Annotated in this window: 17 protein-coding genes and 1 tRNA gene; 9 read left to right on the top strand and 9 right to left on the bottom strand. The window is 41.9% G+C overall.

Translation table 11 applies throughout. The features are described 5' to 3' along the window. Positions 1-292: 292 nt before the first annotated feature. From GUA46_RS06755 to GUA46_RS06745, 3 genes are read left to right on the top strand one after another with little or no spacing between them, the layout of a single operon-like run. On the top strand, positions 293-1,516 hold the full coding sequence (locus GUA46_RS06755; RefSeq protein ID WP_229418458.1) for a DUF4407 domain-containing protein: 1,224 nt from the start codon (positions 293-295) through the stop codon (positions 1,514-1,516). Beyond that, positions 1,513-2,484, top strand: coding sequence for a DUF4407 domain-containing protein (locus GUA46_RS06750; protein ID WP_176619829.1), 972 nt, complete (start codon positions 1,513-1,515; stop codon positions 2,482-2,484). Before GUA46_RS06755 ends, GUA46_RS06750 begins: the two co-directional genes overlap by 4 nt. Beyond that, complete coding sequence (locus GUA46_RS06745) at positions 2,474-3,580, top strand: hypothetical protein (RefSeq protein ID WP_176619689.1); 1,107 nt, start codon at positions 2,474-2,476, stop codon at positions 3,578-3,580. The genes GUA46_RS06750 and GUA46_RS06745 overlap by 11 nt, the downstream gene beginning before the upstream one ends. A gap of 292 nt (positions 3,581-3,872) precedes the next feature. Here the strand turns inward: GUA46_RS06745 and GUA46_RS06740 are convergent. From GUA46_RS06740 to GUA46_RS06720, 5 genes are all read right to left on the bottom strand, one after another. Further along, a tRNA-Asp gene (locus GUA46_RS06740) sits at positions 3,873-3,946 on the bottom strand. 125 nt (positions 3,947-4,071) lie between these two features. Beyond that, on the bottom strand, positions 4,072-5,001 hold the full coding sequence (locus GUA46_RS06735; protein WP_176619828.1) for a DUF58 domain-containing protein: 930 nt from the start codon (positions 4,999-5,001) through the stop codon (positions 4,072-4,074). Between the two features lie 84 nt (positions 5,002-5,085). Next, the gene (gene trxA / locus GUA46_RS06730; RefSeq protein WP_108246432.1) at positions 5,086-5,403 is read right to left on the bottom strand and encodes a thioredoxin; all 318 of its coding nucleotides are present in this window, start codon (positions 5,401-5,403) and stop codon (positions 5,086-5,088) included. Between the two features lie 102 nt (positions 5,404-5,505). Continuing rightward, entirely contained in the window at positions 5,506-9,891 is a 4,386-nt protein-coding gene (gene dnaE / locus GUA46_RS06725; RefSeq protein ID WP_176619827.1) for a DNA polymerase III subunit alpha, read from the bottom strand. 149 nt (positions 9,892-10,040) lie between these two features. Continuing rightward, entirely contained in the window at positions 10,041-10,496 is a 456-nt protein-coding gene (locus GUA46_RS06720; RefSeq protein ID WP_176619826.1) for a ferritin-like domain-containing protein, read from the bottom strand. Positions 10,497-10,760: 264 nt separating this feature from the next. On the opposite strand from GUA46_RS06720, the gene GUA46_RS06715 reads away from it, so the two are divergent. Together GUA46_RS06715 and rimM are read left to right on the top strand one after the other, a co-directional pair. Continuing rightward, positions 10,761-11,333 carry a 30S ribosomal protein S16 gene (locus GUA46_RS06715; RefSeq protein WP_108246429.1) on the top strand — a complete coding sequence of 191 codons (573 nt, stop codon included), beginning with the start codon at positions 10,761-10,763 and terminating at the stop codon, positions 11,331-11,333. Between the two features lie 12 nt (positions 11,334-11,345). Beyond that, positions 11,346-11,873, top strand: coding sequence for a ribosome maturation factor RimM (gene rimM, locus GUA46_RS06710; protein WP_108246428.1), 528 nt, complete (start codon positions 11,346-11,348; stop codon positions 11,871-11,873). A 54-nt stretch (positions 11,874-11,927) separates the two neighbouring features. On the opposite strand, the gene GUA46_RS06705 is transcribed toward rimM, so the two are convergent. Next, on the bottom strand, positions 11,928-12,503 hold the full coding sequence (locus GUA46_RS06705; protein ID WP_108246427.1) for an outer membrane beta-barrel protein: 576 nt from the start codon (positions 12,501-12,503) through the stop codon (positions 11,928-11,930). Positions 12,504-12,694: 191 nt separating this feature from the next. Between GUA46_RS06705 and GUA46_RS06700 the strand changes: the two genes are divergently transcribed. Together GUA46_RS06700 and GUA46_RS06695 are read left to right on the top strand one after the other, a co-directional pair. Continuing rightward, entirely contained in the window at positions 12,695-13,405 is a 711-nt protein-coding gene (locus tag GUA46_RS06700) for a tRNA1(Val) (adenine(37)-N6)-methyltransferase (RefSeq protein ID WP_229418457.1), read from the top strand. Positions 13,406-13,448: 43 nt separating this feature from the next. Further along, positions 13,449-14,627, top strand: a complete 1,179-nt coding sequence (locus tag GUA46_RS06695; RefSeq protein ID WP_176619824.1) for an acyl-CoA dehydrogenase family protein — start codon at positions 13,449-13,451, stop codon at positions 14,625-14,627. Positions 14,628-14,631: 4 nt separating this feature from the next. On the opposite strand, the gene GUA46_RS06690 is transcribed toward GUA46_RS06695, so the two are convergent. Then, entirely contained in the window at positions 14,632-16,932 is a 2,301-nt protein-coding gene (locus tag GUA46_RS06690; protein WP_176619823.1) for an FdhF/YdeP family oxidoreductase, read from the bottom strand. A gap of 146 nt (positions 16,933-17,078) precedes the next feature. On the opposite strand from GUA46_RS06690, the gene GUA46_RS06685 reads away from it, so the two are divergent. Together GUA46_RS06685 and GUA46_RS06680 are read left to right on the top strand one after the other, a co-directional pair. Then, positions 17,079-18,338 (top strand): Y-family DNA polymerase, encoded by a 1,260-nt coding sequence (locus GUA46_RS06685; protein WP_176619822.1) that lies wholly within the window; start codon positions 17,079-17,081, stop codon positions 18,336-18,338. Then, positions 18,335-18,784, top strand: a complete 450-nt coding sequence (locus tag GUA46_RS06680; protein ID WP_108246422.1) for a LexA family protein — start codon at positions 18,335-18,337, stop codon at positions 18,782-18,784. Before GUA46_RS06685 ends, GUA46_RS06680 begins: the two co-directional genes overlap by 4 nt. A gap of 439 nt (positions 18,785-19,223) precedes the next feature. On the opposite strand, the gene hutG is transcribed toward GUA46_RS06680, so the two are convergent. Next, positions 19,224-20,195: a formimidoylglutamase gene (gene hutG / locus GUA46_RS06675; RefSeq protein WP_176619821.1), complete on the bottom strand. Its 972-nt coding sequence runs from the start codon at positions 20,193-20,195 to the stop codon at positions 19,224-19,226. A 4-nt stretch (positions 20,196-20,199) separates the two neighbouring features. Continuing rightward, complete coding sequence (locus tag GUA46_RS06670; protein WP_176619820.1) at positions 20,200-22,203, bottom strand: urocanate hydratase; 2,004 nt, start codon at positions 22,201-22,203, stop codon at positions 20,200-20,202. Positions 22,204-22,211: the final 8 nt, after the last annotated feature.

Here is a 22,211-nt window from a genome sequence, read left to right as displayed (position 1 = left end):
TACCTCAATAAGGGTAGTGCGAATGAAGGTAAATGACTTTAACGAAGTAAGCTTAAGAAAGCAAAATCAAATCAAGGAATACAATGAGATAGATCTTGTTCCGTGTAGAATCAAGGTAAGATATAATCCTTTCAAGCCCATACTCACAAAAGTTCAGTTTAACATAAGAAATCGAGAATTGAAAAGTATGGAACATACAGAGTTGAACCAACAACTTGGCCAATTGTACAAAATGAATTCCGAACAAAAGATTATAGAACTGGGAAAAACAATAACCAATCAATCATAAAAAATGAAACGAGAGTATTATGAAAGTCCCAAGCCAGGGAAAATTATGCAGTGGCTCTGGAAAGCTGCAGGTTCAGATGGTTATATACTTAAAAAGAGTACCTATTCCGATCAAGTGAAATATGCTTGCTTGGGTGGGATTGTAGTGGCCACTGGTTTTATGGCCGCCATGGCAGGAGGCTACGCTATTTATACCATATTTGAGCCCAAAGGCTCAGCTTTAGACGGTGGTGTGCATACTTCCACAGCTATTATGTCTTGCATTTTTGGGGTAATATGGGGGCTGATCATTTTTAATATTGATAGGTTCATAGTAGCGGCGACCGGTAAAGGTGATGGGACGGAGGCCATTACTTGGCAAGAGTTCACCAACTCTCTACCTCGGATTGTTATGGGGTTGGTCATTGCCATTACCATTTCCAAGCCGATGGAAATAAGGATGTTTAAATCGGAGATTGATGCTGAGTTGCACCAAGAACAATTGGAAAAACGTAAGGCATATGAAATCGCGACTAAGGCGAATTACGAAACTAGGTTTGATGCGATTGATGTCCAAGTAGCAAAAATTGAAGAAGGACGCGAGGCATTGATCCAAAGAATAAAGAAAGCCGAAAAAGAATATTATGACCAGTTACAAGGAAGGGCAGGTGCTGGTGCAGGAAACGGCCCATTGTCTAAAGCTCTTAAACAACAAATGGATAAACTGGAAATTGAATTAGGAAACTATGACGGAGATAAAAAAAACGAATTAGATAGATTGACATCCGAAAGACTTAAACTAACTCAAGAACTTGATAGGGAGCTTGCAAAGAACCAAGAAGTGGCCGGTGGTCTGGATGGTCTGTTGGAACGGATAAAATTGGCTCATGAGATTGCAGGAGCTTGGATTACTTTTTTTATTACACTTCTTTTTGTGGTCATAGAGTTGACCCCCATTTTTTTCAAAATGATGCTTATCAAAAGTCCTTATGATTTTATGAGTGATAATATAAAGGAGCTTATAAGAGCAGAGGAGGGGATTCAGATTAAATATGAGTACTATAACGATAAAAAGGGTCAGGAACGAAATTTGGTAATCAATCATCAAGTCAAACGCAGAATAGATGAGAAAATCGCTTTAATGGCTGCACAGACCGAACTGAGTGATTACATAATCGAAAAGTGGAAGGAAAGAGAGAAAAAGAACATCAATGAAAATGTAGATGCCTATATCTCAGAATCAAAATGAGACCGAACAGCACATATCGATTTTTGTGGAAAGTGGTTGGCGAAGATGAACAGATATTGTACAACTGCGGAAAGAGAACCCAGGCAGTTTTTGCAATCAGTGGTTTACTATTTTTATTGTTATCCTTGATGGGAATTTTGTCCTACCGCTATGTTTTCAATGGAATTTTTAAAATCCCGACCATTTCATGGCTTTTGGCATTGATATGGACTATTATCATTTTCAATATTTATAAGCTGAACCTTTCCACACTTTCTGCCAATAAACCAAAGTACAGTGCTGGATATGTAATCTCATTGTTCATCAGAATTGTTTTTATGGTTTTGATTGGTATTACATTGATCAAACCACTGGAAGCATTCATCTTCAACAATTCATTGTCAAAAGGACTTTCAGAAGTAATAACTAAAAAGATTGAAAATAACAGCAGAAAATCCAATATGTATTTTGACGTTGAGATAGCCAGCGTGAACGAAGAACTATCTCAATTAAGTCGGCAGACCAATGAAGGGCGAATTTCAATAGGAAATGAAAAATTCAACTTTCTAAATGAAAAAAAACAAATGTTGTTGGAGGAAAAGGGTAGAACATTATCCGAGACTCATAACCTTTTCAACCCCTCCAATTTGTTTTTTATTGGGCTTCTGGTCTTCAATAAAGAGAATCCGTGGATTTGGTTTTTCACTTTAAGCTTTTTGGTGATTTTTCTCTTACCTCTATTTTTAAAATTTTCCGTTTCGCCCAGAGGTAAATATGTTCAGGATAGAATAGCTCTGCAGAAACAAATGATTCTTGAGGAGTATGGTAAGTTCAAATTATTGTATCCCGAGGTTTTTGGAAACTTCAGTAAATCCCAAGTTGTATGGGAAGAAAATTATGAAGACTCTCCCTTTAATACACAGAGAAAGCCCAATAACATACAGTTGGGCAAGGAGAGTGATTTCTTAAACCAAATCCATGGGCTTTAAGACCATAAAAGTTGAGAAAAAGGTTCCCAGAAAAACCTATATCCGAGGAGATTTTATAGGTAAATATTTTGGACGCTTAAGCAAAGAGCAAGACCCATTTTCAATTTCCAAAGTCTATGACATATCAATTTATGAAGGGAAGATTTTCAATGTAGAAAATGAAATAGAAGATTCGAACAGAATCAATGAATCAATTTATAATGGTATCCAGTCGGATATACAGATTGAGCAAAAAAGCTTTGAAGAAGTAGCTTGCTTTCCCAATAAGAGTTCATCTAGTTTTAATGGTTATAAATTAAGCATCAACGCTCCGAAACTAGAAGATGTGAAAATAAAGGATGTGGTCAAGGAAGGAAATCAAACCTTTGGCACCCTTTTTTGCAAGGTCAGCGGCTATCTTTTGGATTATAAAACAGAAGTAGAAGAAATTGAGATTGAAATATGTGATAGCTGTAAAAACCGAATAGAAAAGTGTATTTGTCCTAAACCCTTTGATGTTACCAAACTGCCCCGAAAAAAAACTTTTTTTCCTAGGCTGCCCTACAGACAACCTTATGATTCCACATCCGGTTGCTTAACTGTATTTGGAATACTTGCTGCTCTTATTATTTTACTGGCTTTTGGGCTTCCCGGTTTGTTTTTCTTGTTACTCATAGGCCTTTTATACCTGATTGGCAATTCAAATATTCTTTCTAAAATATTTTCATGGTTGGCATATGTTGGTCTAGGGATATTTTTACTTGCTGTTTTTTTCGCAATCATTGATGATTGTTCTGGTTCGACTAGAAACAGAAGTTTAAATAAAATCGAATCAAGTCCCTCGCCCCCCTTATCTTATCCAAGACAGACGACTGTTCCACTCGATGGAAAAAATGAAAAGAAAAAACTAAGAGAAAGTAAGGCTAATCCTATTCCCGCAACGCCAAAACCTACTTTAAAAACACAATCTGTGTATATCTGTAATGGCAGATATTCAAAACGGTATCATTTAACACCTTATTGTAGAGGTCTTTCAAACTGCAAGGCATCCGTTTCAAGTGTATCAGTAGATGAAGCGAGAAATATGGGAAGAACCTTGTGTGGTTGGGAGGATTGAGGCGAATAATACCTCTAATTGGCTCACAGTGGTAAAAAATAATCCCAAATCAATACAAAATTGTAGTTTGTTGCAAAATACATTTTAATGGCAAGATTATTTTACCCTACTTTATAAGGAGTAATTTTTCGGAATGAAAAATATTGTAAAATGCTACGAAGGAGTAAAATAAGTTCAAAAATGCGGCACGAATGCGGCACGCTGGAAGAAATTTGATTTTCAGGCTCAAGTATAAATAACTGAAAATCAAATGTATAAAATCAAAAAAGCTCCGATTTCTCGGAGCTTTTTGCGGTCTGGACGGGACTCGAACCCGCGACCCCCTGCGTGACAGGCAGGTATTCTAACCAACTGAACTACCAGACCAATGATTTTATCTTTTTAGACTCCGACAACAGTCGGATTCAAATCTTGTTCATTTGCTTTTTTAAAGCGAGTGCAAATATACATTCTCATTTCGGATATGACAAAACATTTTTTTAAAAAAATGGCTAAGCAAATTTTTGCCGCTCTATCATAAACGAGTTCAGTACTTGGGAGAAGCCGGACCGAACATCAATGCCCACATACTTTATTTGATATTGTGCGCATTTCAATTTGAGGTCCTTTTGGTACTGTGCTACTTTTTCTGAATATGCTTTTTTAATGGAATCGGCATACAGATCTATCTGTTCGCCTGTTTCCACATCTACAAAACGTTTGGGCGTATTGTCAAAATCAAAATGGAGCTCATGTGCATTATCCAATAGATGAAAGAGAACGACTGAATGTTTGTTGTATTTGAGATGGCGCAAGGCCTCAAAAAGTTTTTCCTCCTCGGTTTCTGTCTGAAACATATCGGTAAAAAGAAAAATTAAGCTCCTTCGATGGATTTTTTCGGCAATTTGATGCAAAAACGTATAGGTTTTGGTCTCTTTGGTATTTGTTTTATGCGCTGCTACCTCATTTAGTTTGGAATACAGCATCTGAAAATGGCGTTCACTGTTTTTTTCCGAAGCATGAAAATCATACGTGTCAGCATAAATACTGAGTCCCACGGCATCCCGTTGTTTTTTCAAAACCTGCATCAAAGCGGCAATGGAAAGTACGCCAAAACCAATTTTGTTTAGGTTGTCCAAAGCATATTCCTTTACCTCAGGGTAGTACATCGAGGTTGAGTTATCCAAGATCATATGGCAACGCAAGTTCGTTTCATCCTCAAAGCGTTTGGTATACAAGCGGTCCGTGCGAGCAAAAAGTTTCCAATCGATATGTTTGGTGCTTTGCCCTGCGTTGTAAATTTTGTGTTCCGCGAACTCTGCCGAGAATCCATGGAACGGACTTTTATGGATGCCACTGATAAACCCTTCCACAATTTGATGGGCCAAAAGCTCCAAGTTTTGGAAAAGCGTTGCGTTACTAAGTTCCGATCGTACGTCCATAAACTGATTTCTGAAAGACAAGATAAAATAAAAAAGGCTTGGCATTTGCCAAACCTTTTTTAAAATCTAATTCCAAGTTTTGTTTTACAGTGCTGCATCAATAGCATCTGTATAGGTTTTTTTAGGAGATACACCTACTTGACGGTTTACAACTTCACCATCTTTAAAAACCAAAACAGTAGGGATATTACGTACACCGTATTTAGCAGCAAACTGTTGGTTTGCGTCAACATCAACTTTACCAACAACAGCTTTGCCATCGTATTCTTGTCCTACTTCTTCAATGATCGGGCCTACCATTCTACAAGGTCCGCACCATGCTGCCCAAAAATCGACTAGGACAGGCTTGTCACTTTTTAAAACAACTTCATCAAAAGTTGCATCTGTTATTTCTAGTGCCATCTTATTTGTTTTAATATTATGCAAAGTTAGTCAAATAATGCCCATCTAACTTACATAGGGCGTATTCGTTTTAATTATTGCGCTATTGACAATAATTATGGTCTAATTCAACTTGTAATGAATCTCATGTGCTTCCAGTTCGGAAAGTAACTCGCTGTTTATCTTTACCTTTTGTTTTCGGCTCGATAGTTTGAGTTTGATTTCCTCTTGCATCTCATAAATTACAAAACTTATCGGATGGTCCCCCTTATGCAATGTTAAAGTGTCCTTAAGTGTTTTGATGCGTTGCTCTTGCAGGCGATCTATATTCAGTTTGATGGTGAGTTTTTTGGCGAAGGCATCCATTACATCCTGAAGCTGTTTAAAATCGTTGAACTGAAGCCTTGGGTCACCTTTTTTGCCCGTATCCCGGTTTACCCAGCCTTCACGAACGAACGCTCGCACATGTACGAAAGAATTGATCATTAAAAAGTGACGGAACTTTAAATACTCCTCTCCAAAAATCCGTAATTCGTAGGATTCATTATAATCTTCCAATGTAAAGAGGCCCCAGCCTTTACCGTTCTTGGAAACGCGGTGCTGAACATCGGTAATGACCCCGGCGACTGTGAGTTCACGATTTACATGCTCTTCCAATCGGGCGAAATCGCTAACGGTATTTTTACAGAAAGCCTTGATTTCTTTTTTGAAATCGTCCAATGGGTGGCCTGAAATATAAATACCGACCACTTCCTTTTCGCGACGGAGCTTTTCCATGGTGCCCCATTCCTCACAAGGAGGAACAATGGGCTCTGGAATCTGTACATCGCTCGCTTCGCCAAAAAGGCTTACTTGTGACGAATTTTGGTTCTCTTGGAACTTGGAACCGTATTTTACCGCTTTTTCTAAAAAAGTAATGCCGTCTCCTTCATCATGAAAGTATTGTGCGCGATGCGTATCTCCAAAAGAGTCAAAACCTCCAGCCAGCGCCAAGTTCTCGAATGCTTTTTTATTGGCCGCACGCAGGTCGACCCTTTTTGCCATGTCAAAGATGGATCTATATGCTCCCCCGTCTTTGCGGTTTTCAACTATGGTTTCCACAGCAGAGCGTCCCACGCCTTTTATGGCCCCCATACCAAAACGTACCGCATTGTCCTTGTTTACAGCAAATTTATAGTAGGATTCGTTGACGTCCGGCCCCAATACTTCAAGCCCCATCCGTTTACATTCCTCCATAAAAAAGGTTACCTGTTTGATGTCGTTCATATTGTTGGACAGCACGGCGGCCATATATTCGGCAGGGTAGTGCGCCTTTAAGTAAGCTGTTTGGTATGCGATGTAGGCATAACACGTGGAGTGACTTTTGTTGAAGGCGTAGGATGCAAATGCTTCCCAGTCCTTCCATATTTTCTCCAAAACATCCCTTGGGTGTCCGTTTTTCTCTCCACCATCCAAGAACTGTGGTTTTAGCTTTTCCAGCAGGGCAAAAATCTTTTTACCCATGGCTTTTCTGAGTACATCCGCATCACCTTTGGAGAAACCGGCCAATTTTTGTGATAGCAACATCACCTGCTCTTGGTATACCGTGATCCCGTAGGTTTCTTGTAGGTACTCTTCCATGTCCGGAAGGTCATAGGTTATTTCTTCATCACCATGTTTACGTGCAATAAAACTGGGAATGTATTCCATGGGACCTGGGCGGTACAGGGCGTTCATGGCGATAAGGTCATCAAAAACCGTAGGCTTCAGGTTTTTCATGTGCTTCTGCATCCCTGGAGATTCGTATTGGAACACCCCTACGGTTTCGCCTCGTTGGAAAAGCTCGTATGTTTTTTCATCATCTAACGGAAAATCATCGGGCACCAACTCTGTTCCCGTTCTAGCCTTTACAATTTTGACGGTGTCCTTGATCAGTGTCAAGGTTTTCAATCCCAAGAAATCCATCTTTAGTAGTCCGGCACTCTCCACTACAGAGTTGTCGAACTGGGTAACGTACAGGTCGGAATCCTTGGCGACAGAAACGGGTACGAAGTTGGTAATATCGTCCGGGGTGATGATGACCCCGCAGGCATGGATTCCTGTATTTCGCAGCGAACCCTCGAGAACACGAGCCATTTTTAAGGTTTGTCCTTCTAGATCATCGGTTTCGGCTATATTGAGAAGCTCGTATACTTTTTCGAGTTCCTCGGAACGGAACTTCTTTTTAAGTTCGTTCTCCTCAACGCCAAATATCTTGTTGAGCTTGGACATGTTGGGAATCAACTTGGCAATACGGTCGGCATCACCCAAGGGCAAATCTAGGACACGGGCCGTATCTCGAATGGATGATTTGGCGGCCATGGTACCGTAAGTAATGATTTGCGCCACTTGGTTTGCACCATATTTATTGATCACGTAGTCCATTACTCGGCTACGGCCCTCATCATCAAAATCAATATCGATATCGGGCATGGATACCCTGTCCGGATTTAGGAACCGCTCAAAAAGTAGGTCATACTTCATGGGGTCGATATTGGTAATCGTCAAGCAATATGCAACTACAGACCCAGCGGCAGAACCCCTTCCCGGACCTACGGAAACATCCATGTTCCTTGCTTCACGGATAAAGTCTTCCACAATCAAAAAGTAACCTGGATATCCGGAGTTTTTAATGATTTCCAGCTCAAAGTCTATCCGCTCCCGAATTTCATCGGTCAGTTCTCCATACCGTTTTTCGGCACCTTTATAGGTAATGTGCCTTAAGTAGGCGTTCTCACCACGGTTGCCTCCATCTACATCGTCTTGTGGGTCCTTGAATTCCTCGGGAATACTGAATTTGGGCAGCAAAATATCACTGGCAAGGTCGTACGGCTCGATTTTGTCCACGATTTCCTTGATGTTCAATATGGCTTCGGGCAAATCTTTGAAGAGTTCCTTCATTTCGTCCGAAGACTTAAAATAGTACTCTTGGTTAGGCAGTCCGTAACGATAACCTCGTCCGCGACCAATGGGTGTGGATTGTTTTTCGCCATCTTTTACACACAGTAGAATATCGTGTGCTTCGGCATCTTTTTTATCGCAATAATAGGTGTTGTTGGTGGCAACAAGTTTTACGTTATGGTCTTTCGCCATTCGTACCAAAACTTGGTTGACCCGATCTTCATCCTCTTGACCGTGGCGCATGATCTCAATGTAGAAATCGTCACCGAACTGTTCTTTCCACCACAGAAGTGCTTCCTCAGCTTGGTTTTCTCCAACGTTCAGGATTTTGTTGGGCACTTCACCATATAGGTTTCCGGTCAGGGCAATTACATCTTCCTTGTATTGCTCGATCACCTTTTTATCGATTCTGGGCACGTAGTAGAAACCATTCGTATACGCAATGGAGGACATTTTGGCCAAGTTGTGGTAGCCTTTTTTGTTTTTGGCCAATAGCACAATTTGATGTCCGTAGTCCTTTACGTTTTTATTGGTGTGGTCTTCGCAAACGAAGAATTCACAACCAACGATGGGGGTAATTTCTTTCTCGGTAGGTTCTTCGCCATTGGCTATAAGTTCTTCATTTTTGGCCTTTGCCGCTTTGTTGTGTCCCATCACTTCTTTTACAAAGTGAAAAGCGCCCATCATGTTTGCGTGGTCGGTAAGGGCAACGGCAGGCATGCCATGATTGGCAGTGGCCTTTACCAAATCTTTTATGTTGATGGTGGACTGAAGTACGGAAAACTGAGAGTGATTGTGCAGGTGAACAAAGGGTTCGTCCTCCAAAGTTTCCACATTCTCTTTGATTTCCTCGTCGGAAACCCCACCGGTGTCTTCGGCCCAAAGGGCATCGGCAATTTTTTTTGATGCTGCCTTTAGGTTGATGTGTTTTAGCCCAATGAGCTCTATCTCTTGTGGATTGGCTTCCGAGAAACGCTCAAAATAATCGGGTTGAACATCCAGTTCTTGATAGGAATATTGTTTTTTGCGGACTAGTTCCAAAAAACAGCGTGTGGTGGCTTCCACATCCGCCGTGGCATTGTGTGCTTCGGCAAAGGGCTCGCCGAACAAAAATTCATGCAGTTCGGTAAGGGTAGGCAACTTGAATTTACCGCCACGTCCTCCTGGAATTTTGCAAAGTTCGGCGGTATGTTCCGTACAGGTATCGAGTACTGGGAGTTCGGTCAACGGACTTTCCACACTTTCCCGGTGGAACTCGCACCCCATAATGTTGATATCAAATCCCACATTTTGACCGACCACAAATTTGGTTTGTTGCAAGGCTTTGTTGAAGGCTTCCAATACTTCGCTTAAAGGCACCCCTTTTTCTTCAGCCAATGCGGTGGATATGCCATGTATCTGTTCCGCTTCATAGGGAATGTTGAATCCTTCCGGTTTTACCAAGAAGTCTTGGTGCTCTATCAAATTACCAAGTTCGTCGTGCAACTGCCAAGCTATCTGAACGCATCTGGGCCAGTTGTCAGTATCGGTAATCGGGGCGTCCCAGCGTTTGGGCAAACCAGTGGTTTCCGTGTCAAAAATCAAGTACATAGGCTATCTGTATCTGTCAAAAAAAGAATAGATAAAATTACGGAAGAAGATAGATTTGGAGAAATAGAGTTTTTAGGAGTTATCAACTAAAAAAAGCCGGGAATATATCCCGACTTTTTTCCGCTGATTGTATCTATTAACTTTTGGAATTATGATACTGCTGTTTCAAAAATGTTTGCCGTTTCCAAGGTGTTTCTGATGGCATTTCTATGCTTCATCAACAAACTTTCCGTGGTTGGTGGCAACACAAAATCTTTATCCTGAAGAATATCGTTGTAAGTTTCTATCGCTTCTTTTTCTCCGCGATGTACTTCTTCTAACATTGCTTCTTCATTGTTGGAAGAGAAAACGGATTTAAAATTGATCCATGATCTGTGGATACTGCCTTTAGTGCTTCCACTATCTTCTGGTTGTTCTCCAAACGACATAATCTCAGCTTTGAGCTCTTTTCCAAAATTTTCACGTTGATTGTGGCTATCCAAGAAAAATTGCTTGATAGTTTTATTATCTACCTTATCAGCTGCTTGTTTAAATCCTTTTTCAGCATCATAGGTTCTTTCCAAAAGTTCATTTAATTTGTTCGACATTTCTACTGTATACTTCATAATCTCTCTTCATTTTAGGTTAATGGTCATCGTTTTTCGATGACTTCTATATTTAAACTAAGGGTTAACATGCTCAAAACCAAAAATAGAGGAGGGTTTAAAATAGGTTTAACGGAAGGACCGTCAGTTGTTAAAGCCATTTAACTTTTTTTGGTTTAATTACTGTGCTATAAACAAATAAGTGTATATTTGCACCCGCTTAACGGATAAGCGAATAAAAAAGAATTAATAATCAGGGTCGGGCACCCTACAAATTAATGTGATATGCCAGTAAAAATTAGACTTCAGAGACACGGTAAAAAAGGTAAACCATTCTATTGGGTAGTTGCTGCCGATGTTAGAGCAAAAAGAGACGGTAAGTTTTTGGAAAAATTGGGTACATACAACCCAAATACCAATCCAGCTACAATCAATCTAGATGTTGATGGTTCCGTAAAATGGTTGCAAAACGGTGCGCAACCTACAGATACTGCAAGAGCAATCCTTTCTTATAAAGGTGTTTTGTTGAAGCATCACTTGTTGGGCGGTGTTCGCAAAGGAGCATTGACCGAAGAGCAAGCTGAAGAAAAATTCAACGCTTGGTTGGAAGAGAAAGAGCAAAAAATCCAAGATAAGAAAGATGGATTGAGCAAGGCCGATGCAGAGGCTAGAGCAAAAGCCTTGGAAGCTGAAAAAGAGGTTAACGAGAAGAGAGCTGCCGCTGCACTACCTGAAGAGGAAGTAGCAGAGGAGGCTGCTGAAGAAACAGCTGCTGAAGCTTCAACCGAGGAAACTACTGCAGAAGCACCTGCTGAGGAAGCTCCTGCCGCTGAAGAAGCTGACAAAAAAGAAGAATAGAAACGTTAGGCGATGCGCAAGGAAGACTGTTTCTACCTGGGCAAAGTCGTTTCAAAATATAGTTTTAAGGGCGAGGTGTTGGTTAAATTGGACACCGATGAGCCCGATATCTACGAAAATATGGAATCAGTGCTTGTTTCTTTTGGAAACAACCTGATTCCATTTTTTATTGATAGATGCCGATTGCACAAATCCAATTTGCTCCGCATCGATTTTGAAGAGGTTAAGGACGAATCCAGTGCCGATAATATTGTCGGTTCGGAACTTTATCTACCACTTACCATGCTGCCGCCGCTAAAGGGAAACAAGTTTTATTTCCATGAAGTAATCGGTTTTACCGTTATGGATGAGGTCCACGGTGATATTGGTATCATAGAATCCGTGAACGATAGTGCTTCTCAAGATTTATTTGAAATCAAGAAAGGGGATAAGGAGTTATTGATTCCCGTTAGTGATGACATTATTATCAAAGTGGATAGGGAAAATAAAACCATCCATGTTAAAACTCCCGAAGGTTTGGTAGATTTATATTTGGGATAAAATAAAAAGGAGGCAAAATAGCCCCCTCTTCACTTAACAAAACTCGACGAAATTTTATTTTTTCCACTTGCCACCACCTAGGTAGAATCCTAGAGATATGCCCAAGTAGGAGTTTTTTACTTCAATGCCTTCTCCTAGATCAGACTTGCCGATAAGGTTATAACTTGCAGCTAAACGTAGTTTACCAAGCTCAAAACCTGCACGGATAAGCCCTCCAAACTTTCCATCCAACTCAATTTCTTCACTGTCAGGGCCTGATTCATCAAAATCTATATTGGCTATGGAGCTATATCCAATTCCAGCACCCATAAATGGGGCAAAGGAAGAGCTTCCAGAGGTAAAATAATAGTCAAAAGTACCTGAATAGGTTCCGCTTGCGGCCAAACTAGCCTCTAAAGATACTCCATCAGAAGTTACATTTTTGGCCATGGCAGCAGATTCAAATCGAAGACCAATGTTCATGTTGTCGGCGATATTGTACTTTGGTTCAATAGCTATCAATACTCCGCCTCCACCATCTGGCATTGTGTAACCCAAGTCTAACCCAACACGGAATTTACCTTCTTCTTGTGCCTGTGAAACTTGTGCTACGGCAAACATAAGTAGTAGTGAAAATAAGATTTTCTTCATAATCATAAAAAAGTTTAAATAATTTGGTAATGATTTTATCGGGGACTATCCCCTTTAGTTGTAGGCTAATTAACCATATTCATTTGATTTGCAAACGGTAGAATTAACGAATGCCCTGTTTGAACTAACGAATGCCCTGTTTCAATTGATATTTGTAAATCAGGTACATGTATTGCTTTATCTTTGATGCAATGAAACCATTCAAATTCAAAGAATTTACTATCCATCAAGACCAATGTGCCATGAAGGTCGGTACCGATGGGGTATTGTTGGGCGCTTGGGCATCTTTGCACAATTATCCTGAATCCATTTTGGATATTGGTGCTGGAACTGGGCTCATTGCTTTGCAATTGGCCCAACGCTCAATAGCTGAAACTATAGACGCCATTGAGCTCGATGACGATGCTTACGAACAATGTGTGTCCAATTTTGAAGCATCGCCATGGGGGGATAGGCTATTCTGTTATCACGCTGGTTTTGATGAATTTGTGGATGAAATGGATGATAAATATGACTTGATTGTTTCTAATCCACCATTTTATACCGAAGAAGTTGCCAGTGGCAGCCAATCACGGGACAGTGCTAGGCAAAATAGTTCACTTCCCTTTGAGGAGTTGGTTCAAGGAGTATCCCGGTTTTTGACTGAGAATGGCATTTTTTCGGTTATCATTCCTTTTAAGGAAGAGGATTCATTTATCGCCTTGGCCAATAAGGTAGGATTGTTTCCGATGAGAATCACAAGGGTAAAAGGTAATCCTGATTCGGATTTTAAACGGAGTTTGATGGAGTTCAACTTCAATAAAAAGGAGCCCGTCATTGATGATTTGGTTATTGAGACAGCAAGACATCAATACACCGAGGAATACATCAAATTAACGCAAGCATTTTATTTAAAAATGTAACAATACCTGAATGAAATGTTATATTTACTAAAATTTATCTAACATGAAACCCGACTTATTTGAAGCCCCAGATTACTATAACTTGGATGATTTGCTTTCCGAGGAGCATAAACTGGTTCGAGATGCGGCCCGTCAATGGGTAAAGCGCGATGTATCGCCCATAATAGAAGAATTTGCCCAGAAAGCAGAGTTTCCCAAACAGATTATCGGGGGCCTTGCCGAAATTGGTGCTTTTGGGCCCTACATTCCCGAAGAGTATGGCGGTGCCGGGCTGGACCAAATCAGTTATGGTTTGATCATGCAAGAAATAGAGCGTGGCGATAGTGGGGTTCGTTCAACTGCGTCCGTTCAGTCTTCCTTGGTTATGTATCCGATTTTTGCATACGGTAACGAAGAACAGCGTAAAAAATATCTTCCAAAGTTGGCCACAGGAGAGTGGATGGGCTGTTTTGGACTCACCGAGCCCAATCACGGTTCCAACCCGGGAGGGATGGAAACTAAGTTCAAGGATGCAGGTGACCACTACCTACTGAACGGAGCCAAACTCTGGATATCCAACTCGCCATTTGCCGATGTTGCGGTGGTATGGGCCAAAAACGAGGAAGGAAGAATACACGGGCTTATCGTGGAACGGGGCATGGAAGGTTTTTCCACGCCAGAGACCCACAATAAATGGTCGTTAAGAGCCTCCGCCACCGGAGAACTTATTTTTGATAACGTAAAAGTGCCCAAAGAAAATCTTTTACCCGGCAAAAATGGATTGGGTGCACCCTTGGGCTGTTTGGATTCAGCTCGGTATGGGATTGCATGGGGGGCTATCGGAGCTGCCATGGATTGCTATGATACCGCGCTCCGTTACGCAAAAGAGCGGGTGCAATTCGGGAAGCCCATTGCGGCCTATCAACTTCAGCAAAAGAAATTGGCCGAAATGATTACAGAAATTACCAAGGCACAGCTATTGGCTTTTCGTTTGGGGCAATTAAAGAATGATGGTAAAGCCACAACGGCTCAAATTTCCATGGCCAAACGCAACAATGTGGAAATGGCTATAAAAATCGCCAGAGAAGCAAGGCAGATGCTTGGAGGTATGGGAATCACCGGAGAGTACAGCATAATGCGTCACATGATGAACCTCGAAAGTGTAATCACCTATGAAGGTACGCACGATATTCACCTATTGATTACTGGGGCCGATATTACAGGTATTCAGGCCTTCAAATAAAACATTACGAAGCCTTTTCTACGGTAACTTTAATTGATTTGCTGATGGGCGTTTGGCTCTTGTCGGCAAAATGATTATAGGGCACCAGCATATTGGTTTCAGGAAAATAGGCGGCCATGTTCCCCTTTGGAATTTGATATTTGATTACGAGGAATTTTTCGGCCGTACGCTGTATACCATCATAATTGCTATGAAGATGCACAATATCAGCTTGCTCTAACCCCCTTTCCTTCATGTCCTCTTCGTTCATAAAAACCACACGGCGTTCGTTATGGATGCCACGGTAACGATCATCCAATCCGTAGATGGTAGTATTGAACTGATCGTGGGATCTAATGGTCATCAACAATAGTTCATCTGGCTTCAATTGATGGTCGGGCAATGGGGTAATGGACAATTGTGCCATTCCATTCGGCAACATTCTAAAATCACGATTGCGAACATTGTTGGGTAAGTAATATCCAAAACCTTTCGATTGTTCACTTGTGTTTTCAAATCCCTTTACGGTTTTGTCTATCAATTCCCGAATCAAGTTGTAATCTTGTCCAAGCTCGTACCAGTTCATGGAATGGTTTCCCCGAAAATAAGTGTGGGCCAATAAAGAAATAATCTCTGGCTCACTTTTGATGTGCTCAGAAGCAGGTCTTAATAATCCTTTGCTCTGTCTTACCTTTCCAGTACTGCTCTCCATGGTCAAAAATTGGAGCTCTCCGTTCTTTTCATCTTTTTCGGAGCGACCAAATGTGGGCAACAATAAGGCAGTTTTGCCGGTCACCAAATGGCTACGGTTCAGTTTGGTGCTGATTTGTACAGTCAGGTCACAATTTTGAATGGCTTCGGCCGTGTATTGCGTATCCGAGGCTGCCATTACAAAATTTCCTCCCAAGCAGACAAAGACCTTGGCCTTTTTCTCATACATCGCTTTTATGGCCTCTACCGTATCGTAACCTTTTTTGGTAGGAGGGTCAAAATTGAGATGTTCCTGTATTTTGGAATTAAGGGTTTTGTTGACATAATGCATAATGCCAACAGAGCGGTCACCTTGTACGTTACTGTGTCCCCGAACAGGACAGGTGCCGGCAAATGGTTTGCCGACTGCGCCTTTTAGCAACAAAATATTCACGTATTCCTTGATGCAATCCACTGCATTTTTGTGTTGGGTGATTCCCATGGCCCAGCACACCACAATCTTGGAATTTTTGGCCAATAATTCGACCACCTTGTCTATTTTTCGCATATAGACCCCGGTTCTTTGCTGAAGGCTTTCCGTGTCATATCGGCCCAAATCTTTCAATAAGGCATCATATCCATCAACATATTCAACAATAAATTCATGGTCGATGACATTGGAGTTTTTGGCGTCAAGTGCCACTAATTTTTTCAGAATTAGTTTGGCCAAGGCAACATCTTCATTGATTTTTACGGGTAGATGAATATCTGCTAGCGGTTCAGCGTTGCCAAACATAGCAGTTAAACTTTGTGGATTTTTAAAATTGACCAATCCTGTTTCTGCCAATGGATTTATACTGATGATTTTACCGCCGTTCTTTTTACACTTTTCCAAGGCAGATAGCATTCTTGGGTGATTTGTACCCGGATTTTGCCCCACTACAAGAATGACTTCTGCACCATATAAATCATCCAGTTTTACGGAACCTTTCCCGATTCCCAAGGTTTCAGAAAGCGCTACTCCTGATGATTCATGGCACATATTGGAGCAATCCGGCATATTGTTGGTGCCAAAGGCACGGGCAAACATACCATAGAGGTAAGCGGCTTCGTTGCTCGATCGCCCCGAAGTGTAAAAAATAGCTTCGTTAGGGTCTTGTAATTGGTGCAGTTCATCCGAGATCAACTCAAACGCATCTTGCCAAGTGATGGGTTCATAGTGAATACTGTTTGACCTTAGAACCATCGGTTCTACAATGCGTCCTAGTTTATTCAGTTCAAAATCACTTAATCTGGACAGTTCCTCCACCGAGTGTTCTGAAAAAAAATCTGCTCCAATATGATTTCTAGTTGCTTCGTCGGCCAAGGCTTTTGCACCATTTTCACAATATTCTGCAATTTTAGACGGATGTTCTGGTACGGGCCAGGCACAGCTTGGGCAACGGAATCCATCCTCTTGGTTCATTTCCAACAGGCTCCGCATGGAATTGACAATCCCCATTTCTTTAAAGCTATGTCTCAATGCTTCTTTAACTCCTAAAAAACCTGCTGCGGTTTGCATGGGTTCTTTAATTTGTAGGCCTGTGAATTTGATGTTGCCGGTAAGGGAAACGTTTCTGGTAAATTGTTCTTGCATGCCTTAATATAGGGTTTTTGAGGTTGGATAGCTATTTCTTGCAACTTTGGATAACCTTGTCCACTGAATGGAATTACCTTTAAATTGAATTTGTATCGCAATATATTTACTATGTAATTTAGCAAAAATCGAGTATTTTAAAAAGCATGTTCGCCCTTGTAGATTGCAATAACTTTTATGCCTCATGTGAACGGGCGTTTCAGCCCCAGTTCAATAATGTTCCTGTGGGTATCCTGTCCAACAACGATGGCTGTTTTATCTCGCGAAGCGATGAAGCAAAGGAACTCGGATTGCCCATGGGCGCCCCGGAGTTTAAGTACAGACAATTTTGTAAGGAAAATGGCATCAAAGTGTTTTCATCCAATTACCCCCTCTATGGCGATATGAGCAGTAGAGTAATGAATATTCTAGGGACATTCACCCCCAATATGGAAGTGTACAGTGTGGATGAAGCTTTTTTAAAGTTTGATGGTTTCAAAAGTTATGACTTTGATGTTTACGGAAGGGAAATCCAACGAATGGTCCAAAAATGTACAGGAATCCCTATCAGTATTGGTATAGCGCCCACAAAAGGATTGGCCAAAGTAGCCAATAAGATTGCCAAAAAACTAAAGTCCAGAACAGGTGGCGTGTACGTTATCGATTCTGATGAAAGAAGAATCAAGGCCTTAAAATGGACCAAGATTGAAAGCGTTTGGGGGATAGGGCGGGGAAACCAGAAGCGGCTCCAGACCAAAAATATAAAAACAGCCTATGATTTTACCCAACTGTCGGATGAATGGGTAAAAAAACAAATGGCCATCATTGGTCTTAGGCTGAAGAAAGATTTGGAGGGCATCCCGACATTGGATTTGGACGATGACACCCGTGACAAAAAGGCCATAGCCACTACCAGAAGTTTTGAAAGTACCTATTCCGATATTGAAAATATCAAAGAGAGGATATCCACTTTTGCGACCAGTTGTGCCGAAAAATTGAGGAGCCAAGGAAGCAGTTGTAACTATTTGGTTGTGCTTTTAAGAAGTGACAGGCACAAAAAGGATGAGCCACAAGATAGGAGCAGTCTTGTCATTACGATGCCTTATGCTACGGATTCAAGCCTCACTATCAGCAATTATGCGGTTAGGGCAGCTGTGGCACTCTTCAAACCAGGAATCAAGTATAAAAAGGCAGGGGTGATAGTGTCGGGACTGGTGCCCACCAATGAGAGACAATTGGATCTGTTCCTGTCCGAAAACCCAAAACACCATAAGCTCATGCAAGTTATGGACGGTATCAATGATAAATACGGCACTCACAAAATAAAAATAGCGAATCAAGATTTGGAAAGAACATGGAAGATGCGTCAAAAACATCTTTCGCCTAAATACACCACAAACATTAATGACATCATCAAAGTAAAATGACTTCCAAAAAATTGCCAGAAACAGAATCACTTACTTTTTATGTGCCAAGCGAAGAACAAAGTGAGGGTGCGCCTTTGTCCAAAAATACCGTATCCGCAGGGTTTCCTTCACCTGCAGACGATTTTAAGGAAAAACGCATCAGTTTGGACAAAACCTTGATCAAAAACAAAGAAGCGACTTTTTATGCGAGAGTGAGTGGAGAATCCATGATAGGCGCAGGACTGGATGATGGAGATCTTTTGGTCATAGACCGCAGTTTGGACCCGGAACATGGCAAGATTGCCGTTTGTTATTTGGATGGTGAGTTTACCGTAAAACGGTTGCACATAGAAAAGAATACTATTACCCTAATGCCCGCAAATGAGAGTTTTAAACCCATAAAGGTGCTTAGCGAAAGCGACTTGATTATTTGGGGAGTGGTTACCTATGTGATCAAAGCAGTTTGATGATTTGTCAAAAACGAACAGTCTCATCTCCGAGCGCCAGCCTGTAGGGCGGACAGGCAGGCGTTTCAAACCATTGGCTATGTTCCGAGTAGAATAAGAAATTTGTTTTCTGGGGATGATTTTAACCTGATTTTTATTGAAAAGACGGCAAGTTCAAAATCCTTTGTTATCTTTGTTCCGTTGTGTTGGATTCCAGTCGCGATGATTGGAATCAGGTTGAAGCATCAAACCGATGCTCGCCAATGAAAGGCTTTCCTTTTGGAAGGCTTTTTTTGTTTGTAGTGGGAGTGAAAGAATGAGTGCGGATGTCACCTCGAGCGCAGTCGAGAGGTGACAGATGATATTACATTAGTGAAAATTCGAGCAATACGAGTCAAACAGCTCTTATATATATGCAAAAGATTCTTCGCAGTGCTCAGAATGACAAATCAAAGCACTATCAACTTCCAGAAACACTATGCGCTACATGATGCACTAGCGAAGCGGCCAATTTTGCCGTTTGTCCGTCAATGTCGTACTTCGGATTCATTTCGGCAATATCCATACTGATGAGTTTTCCAGAGCCGATAATCGTTTTTAAACATTCCAAAACCATATATGGGCTAAAACCCATGGGCGAAGCAGCACTGACCCCAGGCGCGTAGGCCGAAGAGAACCCATCCAAGTCGATGGTCACATAAATGTGGTCCACATTTTTGGCGAAGGCATTGATCCAGGTTGTGATTTCTTCCAGTAGAGGAATTTGGAACGTATCGTTCATCACATAGATGACATCAAGGTCCCTTGCCGTTTGAAATAGATTTCGGTCGTTGGCATCTTTACGGATGCCGAGACAGAGATAGTTAAAATCGATGCCCTTTTTTTCGCAGTCTTTCGCTATCTGATAAAACGGAGTGCCCGAATTGCTCTGCTCCGTATTTTTCCGCAAATCAAAATGTGCATCAAAATTGATGATACCGATGGTCTGTCCTTCTTTCTTGGCATCCAAATAGGATTTGATGCCGTTATAGTGGCCGTAAGCCATATCATGCCCGCCACCCAAAACAATTGGGAACTGTTTTTTCTTCAAAAGGGTCGTCACCGATTCCGCAAGTTGTCCTTGGGCAGCTTCCATATCGCTATTGGTGCAGGTAATGGAACCCACATCGTGCAACAAAACATTGCTTCCCAAATGGTTGGGCATCTTTCCAAAACTACTTTTGATGACATCTGGACCTTCCACGGCACCTACACGTCCTTGGTTACGGTGCACTCCAGCATCACAGGCATATCCCAAAAGGGCAATGGATTTTTTCTGTGCTTCGGGAAGTTCGTCCAAAGGCGTACAATGCACTTTTTCGTGCAAATACAGCCATTTATTGGAGACTCTGCCGGTCCAAAGGTCTTTTTTCGGGGGTTCGTAGTGTTTCATCACATTAAAAAAGATGGTCCAAAATATCGGAATCTACAAGATACGGCAAAGTTACCTTTAAATCAGGGGAGCGTTCCATTTCTCGTTCAATGGCAAAGCGCGCTTCTTTATTCCTCGCCCAGCTTCTGCGGGAAATACCATTGTTCACATCAAAAAACAACATTTTCTTCAAACGGTTAGAAGCTTCTTCGGAACCGTCGAGCACCATACCAAACCCACCATTGATAACTTCGCCCCAGCCAACGCCGCCACCGTTGTGGATGGAGACCCAAGTCGCACCTCTAAAACTATCGCCAATCACATTTTGAATGGCCATATCGGCGGTGAACTTGCTACCATCGTAAATATTGCTGGTTTCTCTAAAAGGCGAATCCGTTCCGCTTACGTCGTGATGGTCGCGTCCCAACACCACGGGAGCACTGATTTCCCCCTTGGCAATAGCTGTGTTGAAGGCATCCGCAATTTTACTGCGTCCCTCGGCATCGGCATAAAGGATTCGAGCTTGTGAGCCCACCACCAATTTGTTCTGTTCCGCTTCCGAAATCCATTTGATGTTGTCCTGCATCTGCTGTTGGATTTCTTCGGGAGCTTCGGATTTTATCTTTTTCATGACTTCAAGGGCTATGGCATCCGTTTTTTGAAGGTCCTTTGGGTCACCAGATGTACAGACCCATCGGAAGGGTCCAAATCCGTAGTCAAAGCACATGGGTCCCAAAATATCCTGTACGTAGGAGGGGTACCTGAAATCGATATTATTTTCAGCCATCACATCGCCGCCCGCTCGAGAAACTTCTAATAAAAAGGCATTGCCATAATCAAAAAAATAGGTACCCTTTGCGGTGTGTTTGTTGATGGCATTGATTTGTCTTCGCAATGATTCCTGTACTTTTTCCTTGAATGTATCTGGATTTTCCACCATCAAAGCGTTGGATTCTTCAAAAGAAAGTCCAACGGGATAATAACCGCCCGCCCAAGGATTGTGTAACGAGGTTTGGTCGGAACCTAAATGGATAAAAATATCCTCTTCGTAAAAACGTTCCCAAACATCCACCACATTGCCGATGTACGCCAAGGAAACCACTTCTTTGTTTTCAATGGCTTCTTTCGTACGAACGACCAACAGGTCCAAATCCACCAAAAGTTCATCCACCCAACCTTGGTCGTGGCGTTTTTTGGCAGCTTCGGGGTTGACTTCCGCACAAATAGTAATGCCTCCTGCAATATTCCCAGCCTTGGGTTGGGCACCGCTCATGCCGCCGAGTCCAGCTGTCAAGAAAATCTTGCCTTCGGGGGATTCGTTTTTCTCCAACACTTTTCGGAACGCATTCATGACCGTAATGGCGGTTCCGTGCACAATGCCCTGTGGTCCAATGTACATGTAGGAACCTGCGGTCATTTGTCCGTATTGGGTAACGCCAAGGGCATTGAAACGTTCCCAATCGTCGGGTTTGGAGTAGTTGGGAATCATCATCCCGTTGGTAATCACTACTCTTGGTGCTTCTTTGGATGATGGGAAAAGACCCATTGGATGCCCAGAATGCATGTTCAAGGTCTGTTCCTCTGTCATTTCTGCCAAATATTCCATCGTGAGCAGGTACTGTGCCCAGTTTTGGAAAACCGCCCCATTGCCTCCGTAGGTAATCAATTCTTCGGGGTGTTGTGCCACGGCAGGATCCAAATTGTTCTGAATCATCAGCATGATGGCTGCTGCCTGATGCGTTTTAGCAGGATATTCCGAAATAGGTCGGGCATACATTTCATAATCGGGCTTAAACCGATGCATATAAATGCGGCCATAGGTTTTGAGTTCCTTCGTAAATTCAGGAGCAAGTTCTTTGTGCCAAGCTTCGGGAAAATAACGAAGCGCATTTTGTACGGCCAGTTTTTTCTCCTCTTTGGAAAGAATGTCTTTACGCTTTGGAGCTGGATTCCCATTTTTGGGATAGGCTTTTTTTGTGGGAAGCTGATCGGGTATGCCTTGTACTATTTGTTGCTGAAATTCGGTCATGATGCAAT

Source organism: Flagellimonas chongwuensis (genome assembly GCF_013376415.1).
GTDB classification, from domain to species: Bacteria; Bacteroidota; Bacteroidia; order Flavobacteriales; family Flavobacteriaceae; genus Flagellimonas; species Flagellimonas chongwuensis.
Note: the sequence above shows the minus strand (reverse complement) of the source record. Positions and strands in the feature narration are given on the sequence as shown.

What these genes read in the sequence shown, in the direction of transcription:
- rimM (WP_108246428.1), top strand. Translation starts at nt 11,346, where the DNA reads ATGCGCAAGGAAGACTGTTTCTACCTGGGCAAAGTCGTTTCAAAATAT.
- GUA46_RS06670 (WP_176619820.1), bottom strand. Translation starts at nt 22,203, where the DNA reads ATGACCGAATTTCAGCAACAAATAGTACAAGGCATACCCGATCAGCTT.
- GUA46_RS06745 (WP_176619689.1), top strand. Translation starts at nt 2,474, where the DNA reads ATGGGCTTTAAGACCATAAAAGTTGAGAAAAAGGTTCCCAGAAAAACC.
- GUA46_RS06690 (WP_176619823.1), bottom strand. Translation starts at nt 16,932, where the DNA reads ATGCAAGAACAATTTACCAGAAACGTTTCCCTTACCGGCAACATCAAA.
- GUA46_RS06700 (WP_229418457.1), top strand. Translation starts at nt 12,695, where the DNA reads ATGAAACCATTCAAATTCAAAGAATTTACTATCCATCAAGACCAATGT.
- GUA46_RS06680 (WP_108246422.1), top strand. Translation starts at nt 18,335, where the DNA reads ATGACTTCCAAAAAATTGCCAGAAACAGAATCACTTACTTTTTATGTG.
- GUA46_RS06715 (WP_108246429.1), top strand. Translation starts at nt 10,761, where the DNA reads ATGCCAGTAAAAATTAGACTTCAGAGACACGGTAAAAAAGGTAAACCA.
- GUA46_RS06705 (WP_108246427.1), bottom strand. Translation starts at nt 12,503, where the DNA reads ATGAAGAAAATCTTATTTTCACTACTACTTATGTTTGCCGTAGCACAA.
- GUA46_RS06720 (WP_176619826.1), bottom strand. Translation starts at nt 10,496, where the DNA reads ATGAAGTATACAGTAGAAATGTCGAACAAATTAAATGAACTTTTGGAA.
- GUA46_RS06685 (WP_176619822.1), top strand. Translation starts at nt 17,079, where the DNA reads ATGTTCGCCCTTGTAGATTGCAATAACTTTTATGCCTCATGTGAACGG.
- GUA46_RS06735 (WP_176619828.1), bottom strand. Translation starts at nt 5,001, where the DNA reads ATGGACGTACGATCGGAACTTAGTAACGCAACGCTTTTCCAAAACTTG.
- trxA (WP_108246432.1), bottom strand. Translation starts at nt 5,403, where the DNA reads ATGGCACTAGAAATAACAGATGCAACTTTTGATGAAGTTGTTTTAAAA.
- dnaE (WP_176619827.1), bottom strand. Translation starts at nt 9,891, where the DNA reads ATGTACTTGATTTTTGACACGGAAACCACTGGTTTGCCCAAACGCTGG.
- GUA46_RS06755 (WP_229418458.1), top strand. Translation starts at nt 293, where the DNA reads ATGAAACGAGAGTATTATGAAAGTCCCAAGCCAGGGAAAATTATGCAG.
- GUA46_RS06750 (WP_176619829.1), top strand. Translation starts at nt 1,513, where the DNA reads ATGAGACCGAACAGCACATATCGATTTTTGTGGAAAGTGGTTGGCGAA.
- hutG (WP_176619821.1), bottom strand. Translation starts at nt 20,195, where the DNA reads ATGAAACACTACGAACCCCCGAAAAAAGACCTTTGGACCGGCAGAGTC.
- GUA46_RS06695 (WP_176619824.1), top strand. Translation starts at nt 13,449, where the DNA reads ATGAAACCCGACTTATTTGAAGCCCCAGATTACTATAACTTGGATGAT.